Source organism: Pseudomonas sp. E6002 (assembly GCF_013385565.1).
Classification (GTDB): Bacteria; Pseudomonadota; Gammaproteobacteria; order Pseudomonadales; family Pseudomonadaceae; genus Aquipseudomonas.
In genome coordinates, this window is the sequence record NZ_JACAPT010000023.1 from 139585 (window position 1) to 162812 (window position 23228).

The 23228-nt window shown below is 60.4% G+C and carries 19 protein-coding genes; 8 read left to right on the forward strand and 11 right to left on the reverse strand.

Going from position 1 to position 23228, the window contains the following annotated elements; translation table 11 throughout:
• Positions 1–313: 313 nt before the first annotated feature.
• Both HX815_RS19290 and HX815_RS19295 read right to left on the reverse strand, forming a co-directional pair.
• A complete protein-coding gene (locus HX815_RS19290; protein ID WP_177028725.1) occupies positions 314–1747 on the reverse strand; it encodes a hypothetical protein in 1434 nt (477 codons plus the stop codon).
• Between the two features lie 97 nt (positions 1748–1844).
• A complete protein-coding gene (locus HX815_RS19295; protein WP_177028726.1) occupies positions 1845–2060 on the reverse strand; it encodes a hypothetical protein in 216 nt (71 codons plus the stop codon).
• A 704-nt stretch (positions 2061–2764) separates the two neighbouring features.
• On the opposite strand from HX815_RS19295, the gene HX815_RS19300 reads away from it, so the two are divergent.
• On the forward strand, positions 2765–3130 hold the full coding sequence (locus HX815_RS19300; protein WP_177028727.1) for a DUF6124 family protein: 366 nt from the start codon (positions 2765–2767) through the stop codon (positions 3128–3130).
• A 145-nt stretch (positions 3131–3275) separates the two neighbouring features.
• Positions 3276–3497 carry a hypothetical protein gene (locus HX815_RS19305; RefSeq protein WP_177028728.1) on the forward strand — a complete coding sequence of 74 codons (222 nt, stop codon included), beginning with the start codon at positions 3276–3278 and terminating at the stop codon, positions 3495–3497.
• 87 nt (positions 3498–3584) lie between these two features.
• On the opposite strand, the gene HX815_RS19310 is transcribed toward HX815_RS19305, so the two are convergent.
• Complete coding sequence (locus HX815_RS19310) at positions 3585–4772, reverse strand: MFS transporter (protein WP_087693663.1); 1188 nt, start codon at positions 4770–4772, stop codon at positions 3585–3587.
• A gap of 170 nt (positions 4773–4942) precedes the next feature.
• Between HX815_RS19310 and HX815_RS19315 the strand changes: the two genes are divergently transcribed.
• The 4 genes from HX815_RS19315 (at position 4943) to HX815_RS19330 (ending at position 12644) form a co-directional block, all read left to right on the forward strand.
• A complete protein-coding gene (locus HX815_RS19315) occupies positions 4943–7750 on the forward strand; it encodes an ATP-binding protein (protein WP_134325968.1) in 2808 nt (935 codons plus the stop codon).
• Entirely contained in the window at positions 7747–8946 is a 1200-nt protein-coding gene (locus HX815_RS19320; protein ID WP_177028729.1) for an EAL domain-containing protein, read from the forward strand. The genes HX815_RS19315 and HX815_RS19320 overlap by 4 nt, the downstream gene beginning before the upstream one ends.
• Positions 8947–9070: 124 nt before the next feature.
• Positions 9071–11968, forward strand: coding sequence for an ATP-binding protein (locus tag HX815_RS19325; RefSeq protein ID WP_087693699.1), 2898 nt, complete (start codon positions 9071–9073; stop codon positions 11966–11968).
• Between the two features lie 28 nt (positions 11969–11996).
• Positions 11997–12644, forward strand: a complete 648-nt coding sequence (locus tag HX815_RS19330) for a response regulator (RefSeq protein WP_017477281.1) — start codon at positions 11997–11999, stop codon at positions 12642–12644.
• Here the strand turns inward: HX815_RS19330 and HX815_RS19335 are convergent, their stop codons facing one another.
• The 6 genes from HX815_RS19335 to HX815_RS19360 all read right to left on the reverse strand — a co-directional run bounded on the left by HX815_RS19335 (position 12645) and on the right by HX815_RS19360 (position 18486).
• Entirely contained in the window at positions 12645–13139 is a 495-nt protein-coding gene (locus HX815_RS19335) for a fimbrial protein (protein WP_003218900.1), read from the reverse strand.
• A complete protein-coding gene (locus tag HX815_RS19340) occupies positions 13136–13603 on the reverse strand; it encodes a fimbrial protein (RefSeq protein ID WP_003218898.1) in 468 nt (155 codons plus the stop codon). The genes HX815_RS19335 and HX815_RS19340 overlap by 4 nt, the downstream gene beginning before the upstream one ends.
• A gap of 10 nt (positions 13604–13613) precedes the next feature.
• The gene (locus HX815_RS19345; RefSeq protein ID WP_236260813.1) at positions 13614–14525 is read right to left on the reverse strand and encodes a fimbrial protein; all 912 of its coding nucleotides are present in this window, start codon (positions 14523–14525) and stop codon (positions 13614–13616) included.
• A 1-nt stretch (position 14526) separates the two neighbouring features.
• Positions 14527–17103 carry a fimbria/pilus outer membrane usher protein gene (locus tag HX815_RS19350; RefSeq protein ID WP_177028730.1) on the reverse strand — a complete coding sequence of 859 codons (2577 nt, stop codon included), beginning with the start codon at positions 17101–17103 and terminating at the stop codon, positions 14527–14529.
• A 41-nt stretch (positions 17104–17144) separates the two neighbouring features.
• The gene (locus HX815_RS19355) at positions 17145–17840 is read right to left on the reverse strand and encodes a molecular chaperone (RefSeq protein ID WP_003218892.1); all 696 of its coding nucleotides are present in this window, start codon (positions 17838–17840) and stop codon (positions 17145–17147) included.
• 67 nt (positions 17841–17907) lie between these two features.
• Positions 17908–18486, reverse strand: a complete 579-nt coding sequence (locus tag HX815_RS19360) for a fimbrial protein (protein WP_003218890.1) — start codon at positions 18484–18486, stop codon at positions 17908–17910.
• A gap of 437 nt (positions 18487–18923) precedes the next feature.
• Here HX815_RS19360 and mqo point away from each other — a divergent pair, with 437 nt between their 5' ends.
• Positions 18924–20570, forward strand: coding sequence for a malate dehydrogenase (quinone) (gene mqo / locus HX815_RS19365; RefSeq protein WP_003218888.1), 1647 nt, complete (start codon positions 18924–18926; stop codon positions 20568–20570).
• An 85-nt stretch (positions 20571–20655) separates the two neighbouring features.
• Here mqo and HX815_RS19370 read toward each other — a convergent pair whose 3' ends face one another.
• Entirely contained in the window at positions 20656–21309 is a 654-nt protein-coding gene (locus tag HX815_RS19370) for an NADPH-dependent F420 reductase (RefSeq protein ID WP_008437644.1), read from the reverse strand.
• 97 nt (positions 21310–21406) lie between these two features.
• Between HX815_RS19370 and HX815_RS19375 the strand changes: the two genes are divergently transcribed.
• A complete protein-coding gene (locus tag HX815_RS19375; RefSeq protein WP_173406091.1) occupies positions 21407–22303 on the forward strand; it encodes a LysR family transcriptional regulator in 897 nt (298 codons plus the stop codon).
• Here HX815_RS19375 and HX815_RS19380 read toward each other — a convergent pair.
• Positions 22300–23148 carry a LysR substrate-binding domain-containing protein gene (locus HX815_RS19380; protein WP_134325972.1) on the reverse strand — a complete coding sequence of 283 codons (849 nt, stop codon included), beginning with the start codon at positions 23146–23148 and terminating at the stop codon, positions 22300–22302. The genes HX815_RS19375 and HX815_RS19380 overlap by 4 nt on opposite strands.
• Positions 23149–23228: the final 80 nt, after the last annotated feature.

The window sequence follows — 23228 nt, forward strand, 5'->3', positions numbered from 1 at the left end:
AGTTTGTAGGGCTAGATTTTTTGGAGTTTAATATAATTAAAGCTCCGATAAGTCACACCATTAGCTTTTCTAAGCGAGCTTGGGTCTGTTCGTTGGGGGGGCAGAATGCCACTAGAAGGGGCCTTAAGAAAGTATTTTTTCTGAGGGAAGAAACGGCAGATGGTAAAAAAGTGGTATAGCCTTCTCTGAGAGGGCTTTAATGCCACGGATTTCAGGCTCTGCACGATTAGTAGTTCCAATCCATCATCAAAAAGCGAGAAGGCCTCCAGGAGTGCCGATGGGATTGAGCATCGGCACTGATTTAGAGACATTCTTAAGTCTCAGACGGCAGCTTGACCTGGCGATACTCAAGGGGGAGGTTCAATTTTCCCGTCAGGTATCTGAGATATGTCTCGTCCTCAGGACTCAGTGCAGTCCGACCAACCGCAACCAGCCTAACCGCTTTTTCTGGTAACTCATTCCAGTAGTACGCGTACTCGAGCAGTTGACCAATTGCCAAGCGCAAAACTCTGCGGGTGCAGAAATCTGATTTAACCTCAAAGAGGATTTTCTCCATTTTCGTTGTTACGGTGACATCTACAAAATTTTCTTCAAAGACGATGCTAGCCTCAGGGTATTCAATCTTCAGCTCTTCATGCAGGGTAGCCTGCATTATTCCATGCTCTGGCGAGCACTCTCGTCCGGAACTGCCACTCCTGAAATAGCTATCTTGAATGGGAGGGAGATTCTGTCCTTTCCGCGCCGGACGGCGTGTATTAACTGTTTCTGGCAGGGAATCTTCGTGATTGAGTTCAAAGAGCTGATATCGATTGTAGTGCTGCACGGGATCCCCAGCCTTGGCAAATGTGTTTGGCGGATACCACTCAACATCTTCTGGGCGAAAACGAACATTCAATACGTAAGGGGCCCATTCACCGTTTCCTAAGCCATTCCTGTCACCATCTACTATGTCTATTTCCTCCAGCATGCGGTCATACCACCCTACGCGCTTGTAGTGATCCAAGGCCGCAATGCCCTGTGCTTCATCTAGGAACTCGATATGGCGAATGCGGGCCACATAGCGGCGCCCATCGGGAGTAAGGGTGTAAAGCACTACATCACCTGCACGCTCACCACGGGCTAGCCGTGACTCCCAGCCCTTATTTACTCCTTGAAGAAAACCATATTGCCAGCCGCCAATTTGCCATTCGAATCGAAAAAGCCATTCCTCATGGCCGTAGCTGTGTCTTGAGAAAAAAGTATTGGATGCTTCGGCTGCGCTCCTGGTGGGGTACTGCCAATTGGATCCATTTTGACAGAGGCGGGTGATATAACTCGTTACTGTCGTTGTGGCCGAATTGTGGCTAATTAAGTTGATATGGCCCGCTTCCACTTCAGCTCGGATAGTCGCGGCTTCTGACGCTAATCTATCGGGGAAACCGAAAAACTCTTTCCATACGAGTTCGCACCCTTTGCCCCCATTGGGAAGCCCCTGAAGACCCGCGTTTATGTGCGAGGGATCGAGATGGCTGAAGTTCGCAAGCCTCATTCCAATCGAATTTGGACTACGGAAATTTTGGGGCATAGACCACCCCATTAGCTCCCCCATCCGTTTCAAGAAGTTGGACAGTTCTACAACATCGGAGTGATCTTCTGAAAGATTTTCTCCTGGGTGACGCATGAAAAGGTCAAGAGCTAGTATCAACTCGTTCCGCGACCACGTTTGGGGGCGGCGATTTTTGGTTTGTTTGGTTGGGATACCTTCCATGATAGTGGCTCATTTGTTATCGGTGAGTAGATTGAACTGTGAATCGTCCCTGATTTTGTAGAGCAATGAATGACTGCTCTTGGCTGATAACTGACATTTAGGTGCGGTCTGCCCTTTCCAATCGAGCCAAGCCTTGTTTTATGTGGCCCGCGTTTTCACCAATCGTGTGATGCGCCCCTCGAACATTCTTACCCACTTCTAAAGCGTTTTGCTGCCCAGCCCAAAGAGTCAGCTCCATCAAGGCGGCTTCCAGGGCCATTTGATTTTGATAAATCCGTTCCAGCACGTCCGTCAGTGAGTATTCGCTTGCCATGGTATGCGGCTCGTTTTGAGAGAAATCAAGCATAGCAGTGGCAGCTCTCGGATTTGCGAAAGCCAGCGAAAAAGGGAGGCGGTGTAAGTGAGCGGGAGTAGTGCTGGTACGAAAGTGGTACAGGTGGGTGGCGAAGGTGCTCTAGTGCCCGTTTTTTAAGGGTTTTAGGATTAGTCGTTCCAATCCATCATGGGTGCAACGCTGAAGCGATGGGACAGGGCTTGCGGTGGCGCTATGTCTGAGGGCATTGGGATCTGGGATGGAGATTGCGAAGGGTAAGCAGTTTATCAGGAATGGGTTGGAGGGGCTGGGGTTGATCGTGCGAGGCTAGATCAATAGTAAATAAATCTGTCCCCTTTTCTCGTGGAAATGTTACTTGATGTGTGTTCTGAGAAAAAGTGGTCCGAAAATCTCCGGGAAATTTCCCACGCTTTTTTCAGCTTGCCCCTCAGACTTCGCATCGCTAACCTCCTCAAACCGCTGGAAAAACAGCGGCCGGATGTGGAAGTCCGTACCAGCTAAGACGCAATCGCCTATAAACACCAGCCGGCGTTTTTTCACGCCTGTATCATGTGTTTTGGCGGCTGTGCGCGGGGCACTTCGGTGCGCCGGGTCCTTAGCCCTGGTCTTCCACACCTGCGTACAGCTGCCACCCTCATGTGGAAGTGAGATTGGCAGTTCCTGAATAGTTAAGGAGCTTCGCCATGTACAAAGTCACGCCGAATCCGCCTCATGCCTCAACTGCTGCACCCACTGACGCCAAGCTTCAAGCTGCGGCTCAGCGTGCTATCCATCATTACTTGCCGTCATCTGATGAAGATGCACCCGCCGACCAGTCAAGCAACAACCTATTCGTCGTCAGCCCTGACATAGACACCGAAACTCTCCTAGCCAACGCCGCTGAAAACCTGGAATCCGCCAACCAAATGGCCGCGACCTTGGCTTTCGACCTCGATGAGCCCCATCGCGCCATAGTCTTGGGCATCCAGCAGCTAATCGACCTGAGTGCTCTACTCGTTGACCGAGCCTTGGAGCAAGTCGCGCCTGTAGGCAGCACGGCCACCGCCTGATGCCGAACCCTGCCGCCTTACCCCAAGGCGGCAACCTGAACGCATACTGTCATCCAGCAAAGTTTCATAATTCCCTGCGCTTTTGAGGTCTAGGATCCTCCTTAAGAGAGGACCCATACGCCTCCAGTCCAAAGGGAACTGAAAAATGATCTCCAATCTCGTCAAAGTCGTGATGGTCGCAGGCACGTTGCTCTTGGCCGCTTGTTCGTCGGGTTCATCTGGCATGAGTAGCGACCCTTGTTATTCAGGGGGATGCCAGGCGTTTGGCGACCACAGCCCCAGCAAGGCCGCCAAGATGAACTTTGGCGGCAACGCGCTGGGGAGCAGTTACGGGGAGTATGGTTCGGGGTTGATGCATGATGACTGACTGAGCGGGTGGGGCAGTCATTTACTCAGTGACTGACCCACCGCTTTCGCGAGCAAGCCCGCTCCCACATTGGATCGTGGGAGGGCTTTAGTGACCGCCTTTCATACGGCGGGCGATCAGGTAGATGCCCAAGCCTACCAGCGCCGTAGCCGCGCCAATGTAGCCCGTGCTGGTCCACCCATACCCCGCCGTAATCGCCATCCCACCGAACCACGGCCCCAGCGCATTCGCCAGGTTGAACGCCGCGTGGTTGGACGCCGCCGCCAGGCTCGGTGCTTCATGCGCAATGTCCATCAAGCGGATTTGCAGCGGCGCGGCCATGGCGATCATGGTGCCGACCAGGCCGATGCCCAGCAGCACGCTCCACAGCGAGCTGGCGGCGAAGGTGAAGAAAATCAGCACGGCCATCGACCACACCATAATCCAGCCCACTGCGCGAAATTGCAGGCGATCAAACAGCTTGCCGCCGGCGATGTTGCCGATGATGCCGCCTACGCCAAACGCGGCCAGACCGAATGGGATCCACTGCGGCGAGACTTTGGTCACTTCGAGCATGGTCGGCGCCAGGTAGCTGAATACGCAGAACATCCCGGCAAAACCAATAGCGCCAATGGACAGCGCCATCCACACCTGCGGTTTGGTGAAGGCGCGCAGTTCTTTGCGCGGGTCGCTGCGGGGTTCGTCGTGGCGGTCCGGTACGAATTGCCAGACCAGCGCGATGGTGCACAGGGCGATGGCACTGACCAGCGCGAACGCCGAGCGCCAGCCCAAGTGTTGACCGAGGAAGGTCGCGATGGGGTTGCCGAGCAGCATGGCCAGGGTCAGGCCCATCATCACGCGGGCGACGGCGCCAGCGCGTTTGTCGTTGGGCACCATGCTGGAGGCGACCACGGCGGCGATGCCGAAGTAGGCGCCGTGGGGCAGGCCGCTGATAAAGCGGAAGGCCACCAGCGAACCGAAGGTTGGGGTAAACGCCGTGGCGAGGTTGCCCAGGGCATAAAGGCCCATCAGCAATAGCAGCATGTGTTTACGCAGCAACTTGGCGCCGAGGATGGCCAGCAGCGGGGCGCCGACCATCACGCCCAGCGCATAGGCGCTGATGGCGTGGCCCACTTGCGGTTCGCTGAGATTGAGGTTGTGGGCGATGTCGGGCATCAGCCCCATGATGGCGAATTCGCCGGTGCCGATCGCAAAGGCGCCCACGGCCATGGCCGCTTCCATTTTGGCGGCGCTGCGCGCGGGCAGCACGTGCCCGGGTGTTTGCTGGATAGTCATGGGTAACTCTGTTTGATGAAGTGCACGAAGGACAGCCGCCGATGCTACGCAAGCAGCGACGAAGGTGTCTAGAACAGCGTGTTGCGCGAGAGTTCCATCGGCGCAAGCAGTGCGGGGCTTTGAGATCCGTCTTATTCAACTACCCTCTCGCCACGCTTACTCTTTTGGCGATGAAGCTCAAACATTTCCTGCAACCACTCGACTCTTCTTTTTCGACGCCCAAGGCCGCGCGCAAGTTGTTGCGGCTGTTTGCCCTGGCATTGGTGCTCGGCGTGTATGTGGGTGCCTACAGCTACTTGCGTGCGGCGTTGAATGAGGAAATTTCGCTACGGCGCAGTTATATGAATGAGGCGATTTCCGATGCGCAGAGTTTTTTTGTCAGCCGCCAGACGCTGCTCAAAAGCCTCGGCCTGTCGACGGTTCGTCATGTCACGCCACCCGTGGGCAACCTCAATAATGTGCCGGCCGAAGAGTTGCACATCACCTTGGGCGAGGCGGGCAATATCTGGAGCCTTTGGCTGACTAGGCGCCTGCTTGATTACCTGCAGGTCAACCAGGTCAACCTGATCTACGTCGCGCAGCGCGCCGAGCCGGTGGTGGAGCGCCTGTTTACCGTTGGGGCGGCCCCGGAGAATGTGCCGCAGCCGGTATTGCAGCGGTTGATGGCGGTGGACACCGGCAAGGTCTCGGTCAGCGATGAGTTGTGGCTGACTGAGCAGAGCCGCCTGGATTCACCGCTATACATCTTCACCCGCCTCGACGACCGTAGCCCCACGTCGGGTTGGCTCGGGCTGGAGGTGGACGGCCCGGACCTGATCAACGCCCTGCAGCATGAAAAAGCCGGGGACTTCATGTTGCTTGACGGCGCCGGGCAGCTGATTTTCAGCAGCACGCCTCATCAACCGTCGGCTGCGCAGGTGCTGCGCCAGTATCACGCCACGGCCAGCTTTGGTTGGGAAGGCAGCCGCTGGCTGCCGGATCGCTTGGCCATTCGCAAGCACCTGGGTTACTCCCAGTGGCAGATCGTCTACAGCCTGGAGCTGAGTTCACTGTTGCCCAGCCTGGCCATGCCGTTGTTGCTGTGCCTGCTGTTGTGCGCAGCGGCCAGCTTGTTGATGGTGCGGTTGGTGCGGCGCATCGATCAGCGTTTGATTATCCCGGCAGCCAATCGCATCGAAGCGCTGGTGGAGAGTGAGGCATTCAGCAGTGCGGTGATTCGCATCGCGCCAGTGGCCTTGTGCGTGCTGCGCCGCAGCGACGGCGAGGTAGTGCTGGAAAACCCCCTGTCCCGGCAATGGCTGGGCAACGGCCACGAGCGCCAGCAACTGTGTCACGGCTGGATTCGCCGCGCGTTCGATGAGTCGGAACAAAGCAGCACCGACGAGCTGCAAATGGCCGACGGTCGTCACCTGTACCTGAGTTTCGCGCCAACCCGTTACCAGCGTGAGGAGGTGCTGATCTGCGCCTTCAGCGACATCACCGAACGCAAGCAGGTGGAGTTGGCCCTGCAGCAGGCGCGCACGCTGGCGGACGCGGCGAATGAGGCCAAGACCCTGTTCCTGGCAACCATGAGCCATGAAATCCGCACGCCATTGTATGGCGTGCTGGGCACCCTGGAATTGCTTGCGCGCACCGACCTTAACAGCCAGCAGCGTGGCTACCTGAATGCCATCGAGGGCTCGTCGGCGAACTTGCTGCAAATGATCTGCGATGTGCTGGACGTGTCGAAAATCGAAGCGGGACAACTGTCCCTAGAGTTCAGCACGTTCTCACCGATCGAGTTGGTGCAGGAAGTGATCCAGGGCTACGCAGGCGCCGCCCAAAGCAAGGGCCTGCAGTTGTTCGCCTGCCTCGACCCGCAGTTGCCCGACCACGTGAGCGGGGATGTCACACGCATCCGCCAGATCCTGAATAACCTGCTGAACAACGCGCTGAAATTCACCGAAAGCGGCCGGATTGTCTTGCGTCTGCGCCTGGAAAGCCGTGAAGGCGAGCGCACGATGTTGCAGTGGCAGGTAGTCGACACCGGCAAGGGCATCGCCGAGGAAGACCAGCGGTACCTGTTCGAGCCGTTCTTCCAGGTCAGCGGCAATGCGAATGTGGTCGCCGGCAGCGGCCTGGGCTTGTCGATCTGCAAGCGCCTGATGCACTTGATGAACGGCACCTTGCGGGTGGTCAGCGAACCGGGCCTGGGCAGCAGCTTTTCCTTCACCTTGCCGCTGGAGCAAGTCAACGACGACGACCAGGCTCCCTGGGCGCAGCCGCTGCTCGGCGAGCGGGTGTATGTGGTGTCGCCGGTGCGTGAGCTGGCGGAAAGTGTTGGCGGCTGGTTGCGTCGCTGGGGCGCGCGCGCGCAACTCGGTGCGCCGGAGTCCGCCGAGGCCGACCCCGGCGCGGTATTGGTCGAGCTGTATCCCGGCCCGACCGAGCCCGACCAGTTGCTGCATTGGTCCGGGCCGCGGGTGATGGCCGCGGTCGACGAGCATGGCGCTTATCCCTGGCAGATCGGCCTGAACAACCTGCAGGCGCTCAACCGCGCGGTCAGCCGCGCCCAGGGCAGCGAAGAGTTGTTGTCGCCGAGGATCAGCGAGAAGCCCACCGAGTTCAGCCTCAACCTGCGCCTGCTGGTGGCCGAAGACAACCTGATCAACCAGTTGATCCTGCGCGACCAGTTGGAAGAGCTCGGCTGCAGCGTGGTGCTGGCCGGCGACGGCATTGAAGCGCTGTCATTGTGGGGTGATACCGCGTTCGACATGATTCTCACCGACGTCAACATGCCACGCATGAACGGCTATGAACTCACCGAACAACTGCGTCGCCTGGGTTGCTCACTGCCGATCATCGGGGCCACCGCCAACGCGATGCTCGACGAAGCCGAGCGCTGCCTGAACGCTGGCATGGATCATTGCCTGGTCAAGCCGTTCACCCTGCGCGCCCTCTACCAGTGCCTGCATCGCTATCAGAGGAGGGTGCTTTGAGCGCCTATCGCGTACTCATCGTGGAAGACCATCCTTTCCAGCATGAGTACTTGATCAACGTCTTCCAGGCCATCGGCGGGTTTGACGTCGATGTGGTCTGGGATGGCGCCACCGCGCTGCAACGCCTGGCCCGACAGCGCTACGATCTGCTGCTCAGCGACTTGATGATGCCGGGGATGGACGGTGTGCAACTGATCCAGCACTTGGCCCGCATGCACGCGCCGCCTGCGCTGGCGCTGATGAGCGTGGCGTCGCGGCGCATGCTGGTGGGCGCCGGGCAGGTGGCCGGGAACCTCGGCCTGACCGTCGCCGGGCTAATCTCCAAGCCGGTGCGCGAACGCGAGGTGCGCACCCTGCGCGATTGCCTCGACAAACTCGCCGAGCAGGCGCGCACGCCGTGTTGCCACCGGGGTGTCAGCCATGCCCGGGAGAACCTTGAGCGCGCCTTGGCCAATGGTGAAATCCAGGCGTGGTTCCAGCCGAAAAAATCCCTGCATGACGGGCGCATCGTGGGCGCCGAAGCCCTGGCACGCTGGGTGCACCCGGTGGAAGGGTTATTGATGCCCGGCGCGTTTCTTGACGACATCGAGCGCCTTGACCTGGAAACCCGCTTGCTCACCTGCATTCTCAGCCAAACCCTCATCGCCCAGGCCCAGTGGGCGCAACTCGGTTACCGGCTGCCGGTGTCGATCAACCTGCCCACGCATTTGCTCGACCAGAGCGACCTGGTCGACCGCCTGCTTGCCCAGGTGCAAAGCCGCGACGCCGAACCCCGGCAAATTACCTTCGAATTGATGGAAAGCTCCACCACACGGCTGCCCAGTAACTACTACGCTGGAGCATGTCGCTTGCGCATGATGGGCTTTGGGTTGGCGCAGGATGACTTCGGCAAGGGGTTCAGTTCCTACTTCAACCTGGTGTCGACGCCGTTCAACGAGGTCAAGATCGACCGGTCACTGGTGCATGGCTGTGCCGAGAACGAAAGCCTGGCGTCGGCCTTGCAAAGCATTGTCGAGCTGGGCCGCAAACTCGGGCTGACCACCATCGCCGAGGGCGCCGAGACCCAGGCGGAGCTGGCGGTGTTGCGGCGTATCCGCTGCGATCAGGTGCAGGGTTTCCTGATCTCCCATGCCGTGGCGGCGGAAAAATTCAGCGCCCTGTTAATCGAGGATGGCCCTGCGCCAGCACTTATGTGAGTGGCCAGGGTCACACAGTCAAGAAGCCCGAAGGAAGGGTCGCCCGGTCAGCCGGGCGTTATTGGCCAATGCCGGGATCAAGCATAGGCCCCATATCCTGATTCAGGCTTCTGCGGTACTGACGATGAAACATGCAAGTCTGCGCCTGGACAAGCTGGCGCAAAGCTCTCAACGCTTGAACAAAGCCCTGTTATTGCTCACGGGGCTCGCCTTGTTGCTGTCCAGCAGTTGCTATTGGGCGGTGTCGCGGTTGCTCGACGCTGAACAGGAAAAGGTCGAGTTCCACTTCGCCCGCGTGGTGGAGATCATCCATGAGCACGAGGCGTTCCTGCGCAACGTGGCCAGTGGCTACAGCCGCAGCAACGCGCCGCCGCTGCCGGCCGTGCAGTCGACCTCGGTGGTGGAGTTGCAGCACGAAGGCGGGCAGGTGGTGTTGCAGGCCAAGGGGTTTGCGATGTCGCTACCCTTCACCTTGTCCCACGCCGAGACGTTCTCGGCGGATGACACGCGCCGGGCACTGGCGTTTGGCGTGCAACTGACTGACTACTACGGCGGCTACTGGGCCAGCTCGTTTTACGCCTCGCCGCAGCTGTTCGTGTTCACCCCCAATGCCGTCGCCAGCCTGGCCGTGCCCGGCGTGGGCGGCTTGCGCCAGCACCAGCCATTGTTGCGCGAGCAGTACCGCGACGTGGTGAGCCGCTTGCAGCAACTGCAACAGAGCCAAAGCCTCCTGCTGACCGACAGCCGCGTGCGCTGGATGCGTGCGCCGCCGCAGTTGTACCAGAACAGCCGCAGCGTGGTCGCGATGATCGGCCTCGACGCGCCTGCCGCCGTATTGCCGGCCAATCAGCCTCAGGGCCTGCTCACGCTGGCGGCGGTGGTGGACACCTCGCAGGTCGACGAAATCGAGCGAGTACTGCAACTGTCGGTCTACAACCAGTTCACCCTGATCTCGCCCCAGGGCGACGTGTTGCTCGGCAGCCTCGGCGATGAACACATGGCGCCCCTGGGCCTGAGCTTCAACAGCCAGGGTTTGCGCTTCAAGATGCTCAGCGAGGGTGGCGAGCACTGGACCGGCCTGTACGCCATCAGCTATCAGGATTTCCTGCGCTACGCCAAATGGCCGCTGCTGGGCCTTGGCCTGACGTTTCTGGCGGCCGTGCTGCTGGGCTGGTGGATCAACCATTGGTACAAGACCCGCATCGTCAGCCCGGCGCAACGCGCGCAGGAGCGTCTGTTCGAGAGCGAGGCATTCAACCGCATCATGCTGCACAACGCCCCGGTGGGATTGTGCGTAGTGCGCCGCAGCGATCACCAGTTACTCCTGGAAAACCAGCGCGCGCTGCAATTGCAGGGCACCGCACCGCTGCTCGACGTGCTCAAGGCCAACGATGGCCCGGACACCCCCGGCGAGATGTGCCTGGCGGTGGAGGGGCGGTACTTGCAGGTCGTGGTGGTGGCGGCGCGGTACGAAGGTGAGGACGTGTTCCTCTGCGGCTGCAACGACATCACCCGACACGTGGACGAAGCCCAGTTGCTGACCCAGGCGCGCCAGGAAGCCACCGAAGCCAACGAGGCCAAAACCGTGTTCCTGGCAACCATGAGCCATGAAATCCGCACCCCGCTGTACGGCGTGCTCGGCAATCTGGAACTGATGGCCCTGACCGACATGAGCGAGCGCCAGCGCCACTACCTGGAAATTATCCAGGGTTCGTCCACTGTGCTGTTCCAGTTGATCAGCAACGTACTGGATGTATCGAAAATCGAATCCGGGCAAATGGCCGTGGAAGCGGCGCCGTTCAGCCCGGGCCAGTTGGTGGCGGAATCGGTGTTGGCGTTCAGCGCGACCGCGCGCAATAAAGGCTTGCAGATCGATGCCGAGATCGACCCGCTGCTACCGCCGCAACTGCTTGGCGATGCTGGCCGCATCCGGCAGGTCCTGCATAACCTGCTGGGCAACGCGATCAAGTTCACCGACTCCGGGCGCGTGCGTTTGCGCCTGATGGTGCAGCAACTACTTGACGATAAAGTGACCCTGCAATGGCAGGTCACTGACACCGGCGTGGGCATTCCGGAAAAGGCGCTGGACCAGTTGTTCAAGCCGTTTTATCAGGTAGCGGGCGACCAGGACGGCAATGGCGCCGGCCTGGGCCTGTCTATCTGCTCGCGCTTGAGTGAGTTGATGGGCGGCAGCATGCGCGTGGTCAGCGAGCCAGGGTTGGGCAGCAGTTTTTCGCTGTTCATCACCTTGCCGGTGCTTCAGGAAACCCTGCCCTCTGCGGAACAACCGCCGATGCCGCCGTGCCTGGACGCACCGTGCCTGAACGTGCGCGTGCTGGTCGCCGAAGACAACCCGGTCAGCCAGGCCGTGCTGCAAGAACAGCTCGAGGCCCTTGGCGCCCACCCCACCGTAGCGCGTGACGGCGAGCATGCGCTGCAAATCTGGGGTTCGCAGCCGTTCGACCTGGTGATCACCGACATCAATATGCCGCGCCTCAACGGCTACGACCTGGCCCGCGCGTTGCGTGAACAAGGCGTCCAGGTGCCGATCATCGGCGTCACCGCCAATGCCCTGCGCGAGGAGGGCGAGCGTTGCCTGGCGGTGGGCATGAACGCGTGGGTGGTCAAACCGCTGAGCCTGAGCATGCTGCGCCAGGCGTTAATGGCGCACTGCCGGCGAGCCACGGCCTTGCCGGTGGTGCAGGTGGACCGGGACCGCGAAGGCTGGATCGAGCTTTCCCCGGCCATGCGCCAACTGATGGCCGACACGTTGCTGGTGGATGTGCAGCAGATCGAACAAGGCCTGACGGCCGGCGATGCCACCCTCGTACGTGAGCGTTTGCACAGCCTCAACGGCGCGCTGGCCAGTGTGCGTGCCGGGGAACTGTCCAGCGCTTGTCAGGCATGGGAGAACACCCTGTACGACGCACCGCTGGATACATACGCCACCACGCAGATTCGAGGCGTGTGCGCACGGCTTACAGCGGTTGCGCAGTGCTTGCTGGCAGAGTCGCAAACTTGATGAAAGCCCATTACAAGGAAGATAAAGAATGCGAGAAATGAACGTTGTGATCGCCGATGACCACCCGATCGTACTGGTGGGCGTGCGCGAAATTGTGCAGCGTGATTCACGCTACAGCCTGGTGGGCGAGGCGGTCAGTTCCAGTCAACTGATCGAGCAGTTGCGCAAGCACCGGCCGCAAGTCCTGATCACCGATTTCAACATGCCGGGTGACGACACCTATGGCGATGGGTTGAAGCTGATCGAGTACATCCTGCGTCACTTTCCCGCGACCCAGGTGCTGGTGCTGACCATGATTTCCAACAGCCTGATTCTCACCCGCTTGCAGGAGTTGGGTGTGGCCGGGGTGATCCAGAAGAACCACCTGCACGGCGAGATCGAAAAGGCCCTCGGCGCGATCAGTGCCCAGCGCAGTTACCGCGCACCGGAGCCCGCCGCGACTTCGGTCTTGGCCAATGTGACCCAGGTGCAGGCGCGCTTCCAGAGCCTGTCGCCACGGGAGATGGAAGTGCTGCGTTTATTCGTGACGGGCATGAGCGTGAGCGATATCGCGCGGCAGTTGAGCCGCAGCAACAAGACCGTCAGCGCGCAGAAGATTTCGGCCATGCGCAAGCTGGAGGTGGACAGTGACCAGGCGCTGCTGACCTATTGCATCGAAGCCCGGCAGTTTCAGTAATCAGCGGTACGTCATCTGCATCAACAGGGTGGCTTTGTAGCTACCCGCCTCGGGCAGCTCGCCCAGGGACACGGGCTTGACGCGCAGGGTCAGCGCCAACGGTTCGTCTTCTACCGGCCAGGTGCCGGTTTGGCCCAGGCCGATCCCCGGCTTGTCGGTCTTGTCACGCAGTTGCACCTGCAACCCCAGGGATGGGAGATTGGTGAGCAGCACCGGGCTGACGGTGAGGGCCCGGGCCATGCCCGCCGACAAACTCAGCTCGACCTGAGCGCCCGCCTGACAGTCGAAGACCAGCGGCACATCGGTGGCGACGGTGCTGCCGTCGGCCAACTGGTTGAGGTTGACCTTGCCCAGGTCCACCTGTTGCGTACTCGGAAACCTTGCGGTGCACGGCGGTGCGGTCAGCTTGCCGCTGACGTCGATCTGCGCTTCTTCCGCCGCTTGCGCAAGGGCGGTGCTGGCTACGGCCAGCAGCATCCAGGCGAGCGCTTTCATAGGTAATTGAGGGTCATGACCATCGACGAGGTGAACGCGCCCGGCGCCAGCGTGCCGCGTTCGACCAGTTGCGCCTTGAGGCTGATATCCACGTCGCCGCTGAGGTTGGTGTATTTCTTGACGGTGCCATTGAGGTTTGCCGCCGTGTTGTCCGCCCACAGCAACGACACACCGAGGTTATCCGCCGTGGTCTTGGCCACGGTGGAGGTGTAGGTGCCGTTATTGGACGTGAAGCTGACATTTAGCGAAGAACCCGACGAGCACTTCAAGCGCACCGGCACTTCCACAGTGCCGGTGGTCGCCACCTGGTCAGTACGCACGTCGCCAAATGCGGCGGTCAGGGTTGTGCCGGTACTCAATACGCACGGTGGGCGGGTGAGGGTGCCGCTGACGGTGATATTCACCACGTCGGCAGCGTGAGCGGTGCTGCTGAGCAGCATCAGGGCGAGCAGTGGAGTTTTCATGGCAAGGCCCTCATTGATAGTCGATGTTCAGCGTGTATTGGCTCTGAAACGCACCCGTCGGTGATTGCCCGGCCGCCAGTTGTGGCTTGAAGCTCAGGTTTACGTCATTGCTGCCCACGCGTAACTGCATAAAGCGCGGGGTAGTGAAGTTCACCGGGTTCAGGGTGTCGGTCCACAGCGCCTGCATGTTCAAACCTGCCAGCGAGGTGCGCGTCACACCGGTAGTAGGGCTGACTACCGTCTGGTTTGGAAGCAGGTAGACGTTGGCTCGCATCTGCGCCGAGCATTTAATTGACACTGTGGTCGACTGCATCTGGTTATTGAGGTCGCTGTTGCTGATAGAGCCGAAACGCAGGTTGACGCTGCCGGGTGAACTCAGGCTGCAGGCAGGCGGGACTACGGTGTATGAAAACCCTGTGTTAAGAAACCACTCGCCATAACCCAGCCAGTTTTCCGAGGTAACGCCCAGCAACACCCCTATCCAACGTGTGCCTGCAGTTTGGGGTGCTGTGCCCACCAGAATGTAGCGGTAAGGCACCACAGTATTAAGGGGTAGAGGCCGGCAGTAGCCGCCCAGGCAATTGCGGCTGTATTGGCCGATATTCAGATCGTATAAATAGATGTTGTTATACGGGTCGGACCATCTCAACGGGGCTTGATTCGGGCCGCTCATGTAGTTGATTCGCGTATTTAAACCGGCTGAATAGGGGAATGCGCGGCGAACGGTGCACGTGCCCTCGAAGACGATCCTGATCGCCTGGCCCGGTGTAAACGTGTAGCCGCCGCTCGGAACGCCTGGCACTGTGCAGTTGAGATTCCCTTCGACCAACGCTTGCGCCTGTTGTGAAAGGCAGCTCAATACTGCGCACAACAGCGCAAGCATCAGCCGTCCACGCACCTTATGTGTTGCTTTAACGATCATGTCAGGAATCCTTGGCACCCGACCCACCGGCCGCGCGCTCACATTGAATATTCATTTGGGTGATGCCGCCGTCGGCAGGCGCTGTTTCGTCCAGCTTCAATTCACGGCTGCACCACGGCTGGCCGTCGACGCTGACCAACAACCGCGCCTCGGGCGGCACGCCGGTCAGGAACGCGCGGCCTTTGTCGGCCACCAGGGTGTTGCCGAGGGCGCGGCCATCCGGGGCAAGCAATTCGGCGCGGGCGGCAAACGGCGCTGCTTCGCCAAGGGTGTCGCTGATGCGAAACAGGATGCGTTGGCCGCGCCGGGTGTCGAAGTCGGCCAGTACAAACGCGCCGCGGTTTGGCGTGACTTCCTGCACCGGCTCGGCGATGTCGACGTCAGACGGCATCGACTGGGTGTCCAGCGACACGCGGTTTTTGCGATAGGGCAGGGCCTGCGGCACCACGGTGTAGCCATTGCTGTTGGTGCGCACACCGCGCTTGTTGCTGATGCCCACGTCGGCGGCGCCCGGTGTGGCGACGATCACATTGGTTTCGCCCAATGGCTGGCTGAACATCAGGTTGCTGCCATACGCCACCACCGAACCTTCGACGCCCATGTCCAGTTGGCGGCTGCCGGTGGTCTCGTTATAGGCACCGCGCACAATCGCGTTGGGCGCGTCGTATTGCGCGGCGAAGGTGCCGCCGGTCTGGCGTTGCGCGCCGCTGACTTGCTGCGACACACCCGCGCTGTAGGCCAGCGTATCGTCCTCGAACGCGTTGCCGCTCAGGGTCGCGGTGCGTGATGCCGAGCCCCGCGCGCTCTGGTTCATGTTGGCCGTAACGCGCTGGCTGCGCGTGCCGCCCAGGGGCATGCTGATGCTCAGGGACAGGCTGCGGTCGTCGCTGTTGGCGCCTTTGTTCAGGCCCAGCCCAAGGGAGTAGGAAATGTCCCCGACGCTCGCGCTGTATCCCAATTGGATCGAGGTGTCGGCCTTGCTCTTGTCCCAGTAGGCGGTTTTCGACACGTTGGCATAGACCCCGCCGTAGCCGCCCAATTGCTGCGACACGTTGGCGGTGAAGTTGCTTTTCATGTGGCCGCTGCGGTACGTGTCCAGGGTTTGCTCGGTGCTGCGGCTGTTCAGCGCTTCGTTGAACGAGTAGTAGCCGCCGGTGGAGTAGCGGTAGCCGATCAGGCTGAAGTTGGTGTCGGTGGCCGCCAGGGACTTGGAATAGCGAAAGCGAAACGACTGGCCGCTGGACGTGGTTTTCTCCCGGGCCACGGCGTCGCTGCGGGCGTGGGTCACGTCCACCGAGATCGCGCCAAAGCCGGCAAAGTCGTGGGCAAAACCCAGCAGGCCGGCGTTGTATTGATTACTCAGCAGGCTGCCGCCAAACAGCGTGGTGCTGCCGCTCAAACCGCGTCGTAGGGAGGCCTGGATAAATGTTGGGGTTTGCTGCACAAAGGACGATTGCGCCGGGCGGTATTGGCCGGCGAATACCGAATAGCTTTGCTGGCCTTCGCGCAGCATGTAGGGCACCGACGAGAACGACTGGGTGTAGACCTGGCGCTGGCCGTCCGGGCCTTCCACGGTGACTTCGATGTCGCCATTGCTGGCGGTGGGGTACAGGTCGGTCAAGGCGAACGGCCCCGACGGCACCCATTGCTCATGGATCACATAGCCGCGCTGGCGGATGATCACCCGCGAGCGGCCATTGGCAATGCCGCGAATCACCGGGGCGAATTCGCGGGCCTGGTCGGGCAGCATGTCCAGATCAGAGGCGATGCCCAGCCCGCGATAGGGGATCGCGTCAAACAGGTCGCCTTCGGTGGTGGAATCGCCCAGGGTGGCGATCGCCATCATATTGCCCATGTCGCGCTGGGCGTAGGTTTCCAGCGACTCCCAGCGCCCGGGCGTGGTGCTGCCTTTTTGCCAGGTCGAAAAATTGCGCAGGCGCCAGGCCCCGGCATTCACGCCGCTCCTCAGGCTGCCGAACTGGTCCTGGCGGCGGCCGGTATCGGACTCCACGGTGCTGCCGGTGAAGCTGTAGTTGGTGAAGGCCACCTGTTCGCCGTTACTCCATTGCCGACGGCGCACTTCAAAAGGGATGCTGCCCAGGTAGGCCTGTGGGATTTCAATCGACAGGATCTGGCGGTTGAAGTCGTAGTCGTAGCTCACGCCGGCCAGGCCCTGATCGAACGCAATGCAGGTGGGGTCGGCGTCGGTGCGGTTTTGCAGGGCCGTGTCGGCCACGCCCTGGGCGCGGAAGAACTCGACATCCAGGCAGGGGAACAGGCCGGTGCTCGAGCGTTCCTGGGTGCCGGTGGCGCGGATGAAACGCACATCACGCTGTTCGATCGAGCGCTGGTTGAGCTGGATATCCACCCGGTAAATCCCCGGCAACTGGCCGTCGCTCATGGCGCTGACCTGTTGTTTCACAGCGGCCGAACTCTGCCCGCCGCCGATTTCGAGAAACGACGCATCGAACTCGTAGCCGGCGTGTGCGGGGGCCAGGTGCAAGGCGGCGGCGGCCACGAGCGGGCAGCCGAAAGCCTTCACGGCCCGACGGCGCATGAATGGGAATGAACGGAGCATGGTCGTTCCTGAAAAGGCGTTCCGGGGTTGTCGCGTGGGTATCAGTGAATGCGGATGACGGGGGCGGTCACGATGCTGCCGTAGTCATCGATGTAGCTCAGTTGCACTTCATCGCCGGCCTTTGCCTGGATCGGCAGCTCACGCGCTTCGCCTGGGCGCAGCACATCCGGCGCCTGGGTGATCGGCAGGCCGTTGAGCTTCAGTTCGCTGACCACCACGTGCAGCTTGGAGGCGTTATTGACGGCCAATGCACCCGCTTGGGCCTTCCAGTTCACTTGCGCCACCGCGTCCTTGAGCGAACCTTTGAGGCCGGCCGGGCGGTAGAACAGTTTGATCGTGGTCTTGAGCGCGATCTGCAGCACGTTCTTGCCTTTTTGATCGTCGCTCATGGCCGGGATTGCCTTGACGTTCATCAGGAACAGGCTTTCGCGGTCCTGGGGCACTTCTGGGCCACCGGTAAAAATGATGCGCAGGATATTTTCCTTGTCGGCATCCAGCCGGAACAGCGGCGGCGTGACGATAAAGTTATCGACGCTTTCCTCGTTGCCACTGCCGAAGTGGCTGACCCAGGACTGCACGAGGTAAGGCGAGGTGTCGTCGCGGTTGCTGACGCTCAGGTTGGCTTCGTTGGAAGCGCCGTCGTAGATCAGTCGCGTGGCGCCGACGGTGACGGCGGCGTTGGCGGCGCTGTGCCAGAGCGGCAGCAGGGCGAGCAGAAGATAGACTTTCAAACGCATGACAGGGGGACCTCCGGAAGCCCGCGGGCCGGCGCGCGAACGCCTGGCCCACGGTGTTGACGAGCAATTACTTGTAGGTAACGTCGAAGCTGGCCAGCGCGTGCACCTGACCGGTGCTGATGCCGGAGGTGGTCACCGCGTCGTCGCCTTCACCGGTGGTGGTGTCGGCGACGGTGCGCACGTAGGCAGCGGTAAAGTCGAAGGTATTGGACTGTGCACGCAGGTCGTAATCGGCGGTCGGCGTGTTCAGTGGCAGTTTGTTGCCGTTACGGGAGTCGGTGATCTGGATCGCGATGCCGCGCACCTGGTTTTCACCGGTCAGGCCCAGTAATGTCGGGTCGCTGGCGTCTTGCTGGCCGCTGAAGGTGATCGCGACGTTTTTACGGGTCGCGGTGCTGCAGTTGTCCAGGCTGATGGAAAACGGCTTGGCTTTATCGGTGAGCACCGAACCCACGGTGGGCGCGAAGTCAGCGATGCGCACCGGGTCCAGAGTCACCGACTTGTTCACGTCGCCGGTGGTGATGGTGCAGGCGTTATCGGTGACGGAACCGGTGAATTCGATCTGCCCGTCCGCCGCCTGAGCGGTGCCGGCCAGCAACCAGCAAGCGCCGCAGGCGAGGGTGAGTTGGCTCAGTTTGTTCAGCATTGCAGTGCCTCTTTTAAGAGAAGGAAGGTTGTCTGCCTACCCGTCAGGTAAGCCAATCCATAGTGCAATGCTGTGTTTTAGAGGCACATGAGACGAATCTTAAAAACTGGCGAACTGATGGCCGCCCGACCGCTGAGTCCATATAAGGCGCCGAGCGTGATATTCTGCGCGCCATCTTGGTCTAGCCTCTATCGAGTACGTACACCCGTATACGTCCCGGTGGTTAGCTGGCGCCCAGGTAGCTGAAGCCAATAATGATAAGAAGTCAGCGCAGAAGGGACATAAAAGTGAGGTCGATACGTCGGCCTTGTGTGCCCACCCTGCGGTCCCCGAATGAATGTGCACACCCCGCGGTGCGTTGCCTGGCGCAGCGTGATTGAGGGTTGCCCATGATCAGGGGCAGTGGGGCGGATGGCGTTTTATCATAGGTGCTACTGATGTTTAAAAAAGTAAACACTGCCCTGCTGGGGCTGGCTTTGTCGATGGGGATCACTTCCGTTCACGCGGAAGAGGCAAAGAAAGTCGATGTGCTGCTGATCGGCGGCGGCATCATGAGTGCAACCCTGGGTGTGTGGCTCAATGAGCTGCAACCGGATTGGTCGATGGAGATGGTCGAGCGCCTCGATGGCGTGGCCGAAGAAAGCTCCAACGGCTGGAACAACGCCGGTACCGGTCACTCGGCTTTGGCTGAGCTGAACTACACCCCGGAAGACAAGAACGGCAACGTTGAGATCCCGAAAGCGGTCGAGATCAACGAAGCGTTCCAGATCTCCCGTCAGTTCTGGTCCTGGCAGGTTCAGCAGGGCGTCCTGAAGAACCCACGTTCGTTCATCAACTCCACTCCGCACATGAGCTTCGTGTGGGGGGATGACAACATCAAGTTCCTGAAGAAGCGTTACGAAGCGCTGCAGGCGAGCCCGCTGTTCGCCGGCATGCAGTACTCCGAAGACCCGGCGCAAATCGCCAAATGGGTTCCGCTGATGATGGAAGGGCGTGACCCGAACCAGAAAATCGCGGCCACCTGGACCCCGATCGGTACGGACGTGAACTTCGGCGAGATCACGCGCCAGTTCGTCGCTCACCTGCAAACTACGCCGAAGTTCGACCTGAAACTGTCGAGCGAAGTGCAGGACATCACCAAGAACGCCGATGGCACCTGGCGTGTCAGCTACAAGAACCTGAAAGACGGCACCAAGACTGAAACCGACGCCAAGTTCGTGTTCATCGGCGCGGGCGGCGGTGCACTGCACCTGCTGCAGAAGTCGGGCATTCCTGAAGCCAAGGAATACGCGGGTTTCCCTGTTGGTGGTTCGTTCCTGGTCACCGATAACCCAACGATTGCCGAGCAGCACCTGGCCAAGGCCTACGGTAAAGCTTCCGTTGGCGCACCGCCGATGTCGGTTCCGCACCTGGACACCCGCGTGCTGGATGGCAAGCGCGTGATTCTGTTTGGCCCATTCGCTACCTTCTCGACCAAGTTCCTGAAAGAAGGCTCGTACCTGGACCTGCTGACCAGCACCACCACCCACAACATCTGGCCAATGACCAAAGTCGGTATCCGCGAATACCCACTGGTCGAGTACCTCGCCGGCCAACTGATGCTGTCGGATGACGACCGCTTCAAGGCGCTGCAAGAGTACTTCCCGAACGCCAAGAAAGAAGACTGGCGCCTGTGGCAGGCCGGTCAGCGTGTGCAGATCATCAAGCGTGACGAAGAGCAGGGCGGCGTCCTGAAACTCGGTACCGAAGTGGTCAGCTCCGCCGACAACACCATCGCCGGCCTGTTGGGTGCATCGCCAGGCGCGTCCACCGCGGCTCCGATCATGCTGACCGTGCTGCAGAAAGTGTTCAAGGAACAGGTTGCTTCCCCGGCCTGGCAGGAAAAGCTGCACCAGATCGTGCCTAGCTACGGCACCAAGCTGAACGACAGCCCTGAAGCTGTGGCTAAAGAATGGGCCTACACCGCCAACATTCTGCAGCTGACGCCTCCACCTGCGATTCCGCAGCTGACTGCTCCGAAAGCCACCGAGGCTGCAAAGCCTGCGGCTGAGCCGAGCAAGCCAGCTTCTGACCTCGCGCTGTAAGACGTTGGTGAGGTCCTGATTCAGGGCCTGCGCAACGTAAAAAGCCCGCTGAACCGGTGACGGTCAGCGGGCTTTTTTGCAGGTGTCACCAATGAGCGGGTACTTCGACCTGCCGCTCTGCAGCTGCCAACGCTGCCTTCAGTCCCTCTTTATCCAGAGGTATGCAGTACGCCGGCTTGGCGCGTTCAAACCGCCAGCTCTCATCCAGCCCACCGGCATCTACTGCGTCGAAGCCGATCTCGTCCAGCAGGGCGATGACTTGCGCCTTGGCTGCCGGGTCATCCGCCGCGACCGGGAGCGCGCGCCGGTCGGGTGCGCCGCGGCTGCGAGCATCCTGGGTCAGGTCCGGCGCCAGGATAGCGTTGAACACTTTCACCACATTTGATTGCGACAGGTGCTCGGCCACCAACCGGCTGGTGGTGGTTTCAAAGCGGTCGAGCACGGGAATATGGCCGTCGCGGTTCGGGTAGTAGTTGTTGGCATCCATCACGGTTTTGCCTTCCAGCCACTGCGCCGGCACGCTGCGGTAATGTTCGAACGGAATCGCCAGCAGGACCAGTTCGCCAAATTGCGCGGCGTCTTGCGCAGTACCCACTTGAACCCCACGAATGCCACTCAGCACGCTGCTCATCGACTGCGGGCCGCGGGAGTTGCTCAACATCACTTCATGGCCGGCCGCCAACGCCAACTGCGCAACGGCGCGTCCGATAAAGCCTGCTCCGATAATGCCAATTTTCATGTCGGTGCTCCTGAGTTGAGAGAGACGTTATGATGATTGGCTACTGGATGAGGATAAATGGCCGTTCTGGTCTTGGTGTTGTTACTGGGAGTGGTGAATGATGGACCGCCTTTCAAGCATGAGTGCCTTTGTGATGGCTGCCGAACTGGGGTCCTACGCCCGTGCTGCCGAACGCCTGGGAATGTCGCCGCAGATGGTAGCCAAGCATGTGGCGGCGCTGGAGCGGCGGCTGGGCGCACGCCTGCTCAACCGCACCACACGCCGGCAAAGCCTGACGGAGTTGGGAAGCGCGTACTACGAGCGCTGCAAACATATCCTGACAGAGGCAGAGGCCGCAGACTCCCTCGCCCAGATCATGAATGACACACCACGGGGCAAGCTCAAGATCAGCGCCCCAGTGACTTTTGGCTCCTACAGCCTGATGCCACTGGTGACCGAATTTTTACGCGACAACCCCGAGGTGGAAATCGACCTGCACCTGACCGACCGGTTTGTCGACCTGGTGGAGGAGGGCTACGAAGTGGCGTTCCGTATCGGCCCGCTGGCGAACAGCAGCCTCACGGCCCGGCCGCTGCAGCCCTACCGCCTGGTGGTCTGTGCGGCACCCAAATACCTGGCCGAGCGCGGCACGCCGCTGACGCCCGCTGACCTTGAACACCACGAGTGCCTGGGATACGCCTACTGGTCACGTCCGGCTGATCGCGAATGGTCGTTCTACCAAGGCGCCGTCCTGCACAAGGCCCAGGTCGCCAGCCGCCTGCACGTGAATGAAAGCCGGGCCTTGATGTCGGCCGCGCGGGATGGTTTCGGGGTTGTGCTGGGGCCTGAGGATTTCTTACGCTCGGCGCTCAAGAGCGGTGAGTTGGTGCGAGTGCTGCCGGACTATGAGGCGCCAAGTCGGCAGATGCATTTGCTCTACACCGCGAATCGCCAGCGCACCGCCAAGCTGCGGCGATTTGTCGATGCGGTGCTGTTGCGTTTCGGACCACCCTAGACGCTGAAGCCGGCCTTGACCTGCTCATACAGATGCAGTGCCAACAGGTTGCTGCTGTCGCCAAGCAGGTACAGGTGATGCAGCGGCAGCGGCGGCAGTTCAGCTCCAGCAATCTGGCGCGTCAATCCCTTACCCATGCGGCTTTCTTCCACCAACCCCACCGCCATGCCACTGCGGATACACGCTTCAACAGCGGGCGAACTCGCGCTTTCCAGCAGCACCCGATAGTAAGTGCCGTGCTCCTTCAGCGCTCGAATCGCTGCAGCGCGATAAGGGCAACCTGTCAGTTGCACGGCAATCGGCAGTGGCGCCTGCGGTGGGCAGCTGAAGTGTTCGGCGGCCACCCACAGCGGCTGGATTTCTCCCAGGCGCTCGCCTTGTTCCAACGGCTGGGCGCTGACAATCAGGGCCAGGTCCAGCTGCCTGCTGGCGAACAGCGTGAGCAGTTCGCCACTGGAGCGCGCTTCTACCTCCAGTTCCAGCAGTGGGTTGTCGGCGACCAGGCGGGGCAGGAACTCCTGCATGAAGTCTGGCGCGTAAGAATCAGGCAAACCCAGGCGAATCTTGCCCTGCATGCGTTGCGGCGTGAGGGAGGCCAGCAAGCGGTCGTGGCTCTTGAGGAATTCGGTGGTTTCGCCCAGGAGTTTTTTGCCGTACATCGTCAGTTCAACCCCCTGGTTGCTGCGGCTGAACAGGCGTTGGCCGACCTGGTCTTCGAGCTTCTGGATCTGCGTGGTCACCGTCGAGGCACTGCGGTGCACATGATTGGCCGCTTCGTTGAATCGCTGGAAGCGCGCCACCGCGTGGAAAGTGCGCAACAGATCAATATTCAGTTGTTTGCTCATGATTCCACTTTTAAGGATTAGTGGTACAGATTATTCAAATATACAGAATCATGCGCGGCACTTAGCCTTTTGGTCAATCA

Bases quoted from the DNA above. Each gene is read 5' to 3' on its own strand.
- HX815_RS19305 (WP_177028728.1), top strand. From the start codon at position 3,276: ATGATCTCCAATCTCGTCAAAGTCGTGATGGTCGCAGGCACGTTGCTC.
- HX815_RS19295 (WP_177028726.1), bottom strand. From the start codon at position 2,060: ATGGCAAGCGAATACTCACTGACGGACGTGCTGGAACGGATTTATCAA.
- HX815_RS19355 (WP_003218892.1), bottom strand. From the start codon at position 17,840: ATGCGTTTGAAAGTCTATCTTCTGCTCGCCCTGCTGCCGCTCTGGCAC.
- HX815_RS19330 (WP_017477281.1), top strand. From the start codon at position 11,997: ATGCGAGAAATGAACGTTGTGATCGCCGATGACCACCCGATCGTACTG.
- HX815_RS19300 (WP_177028727.1), top strand. From the start codon at position 2,765: ATGTACAAAGTCACGCCGAATCCGCCTCATGCCTCAACTGCTGCACCC.
- HX815_RS19340 (WP_003218898.1), bottom strand. From the start codon at position 13,603: ATGAAAACTCCACTGCTCGCCCTGATGCTGCTCAGCAGCACCGCTCAC.
- HX815_RS19315 (WP_134325968.1), top strand. From the start codon at position 4,943: ATGAAGCTCAAACATTTCCTGCAACCACTCGACTCTTCTTTTTCGACG.
- HX815_RS19360 (WP_003218890.1), bottom strand. From the start codon at position 18,486: ATGCTGAACAAACTGAGCCAACTCACCCTCGCCTGCGGCGCTTGCTGG.
- HX815_RS19345 (WP_236260813.1), bottom strand. From the start codon at position 14,525: ATGATCGTTAAAGCAACACATAAGGTGCGTGGACGGCTGATGCTTGCG.
- HX815_RS19310 (WP_087693663.1), bottom strand. From the start codon at position 4,772: ATGACTATCCAGCAAACACCCGGGCACGTGCTGCCCGCGCGCAGCGCC.
- HX815_RS19290 (WP_177028725.1), bottom strand. From the start codon at position 1,747: ATGGAAGGTATCCCAACCAAACAAACCAAAAATCGCCGCCCCCAAACG.
- HX815_RS19375 (WP_173406091.1), top strand. From the start codon at position 21,407: ATGATGGACCGCCTTTCAAGCATGAGTGCCTTTGTGATGGCTGCCGAA.
- HX815_RS19325 (WP_087693699.1), top strand. From the start codon at position 9,071: ATGAAACATGCAAGTCTGCGCCTGGACAAGCTGGCGCAAAGCTCTCAA.
- HX815_RS19335 (WP_003218900.1), bottom strand. From the start codon at position 13,139: ATGAAAGCGCTCGCCTGGATGCTGCTGGCCGTAGCCAGCACCGCCCTT.
- HX815_RS19380 (WP_134325972.1), bottom strand. From the start codon at position 23,148: ATGAGCAAACAACTGAATATTGATCTGTTGCGCACTTTCCACGCGGTG.
- HX815_RS19370 (WP_008437644.1), bottom strand. From the start codon at position 21,309: ATGAAAATTGGCATTATCGGAGCAGGCTTTATCGGACGCGCCGTTGCG.
- HX815_RS19350 (WP_177028730.1), bottom strand. From the start codon at position 17,103: ATGCTCCGTTCATTCCCATTCATGCGCCGTCGGGCCGTGAAGGCTTTC.
- mqo (WP_003218888.1), top strand. From the start codon at position 18,924: ATGTTTAAAAAAGTAAACACTGCCCTGCTGGGGCTGGCTTTGTCGATG.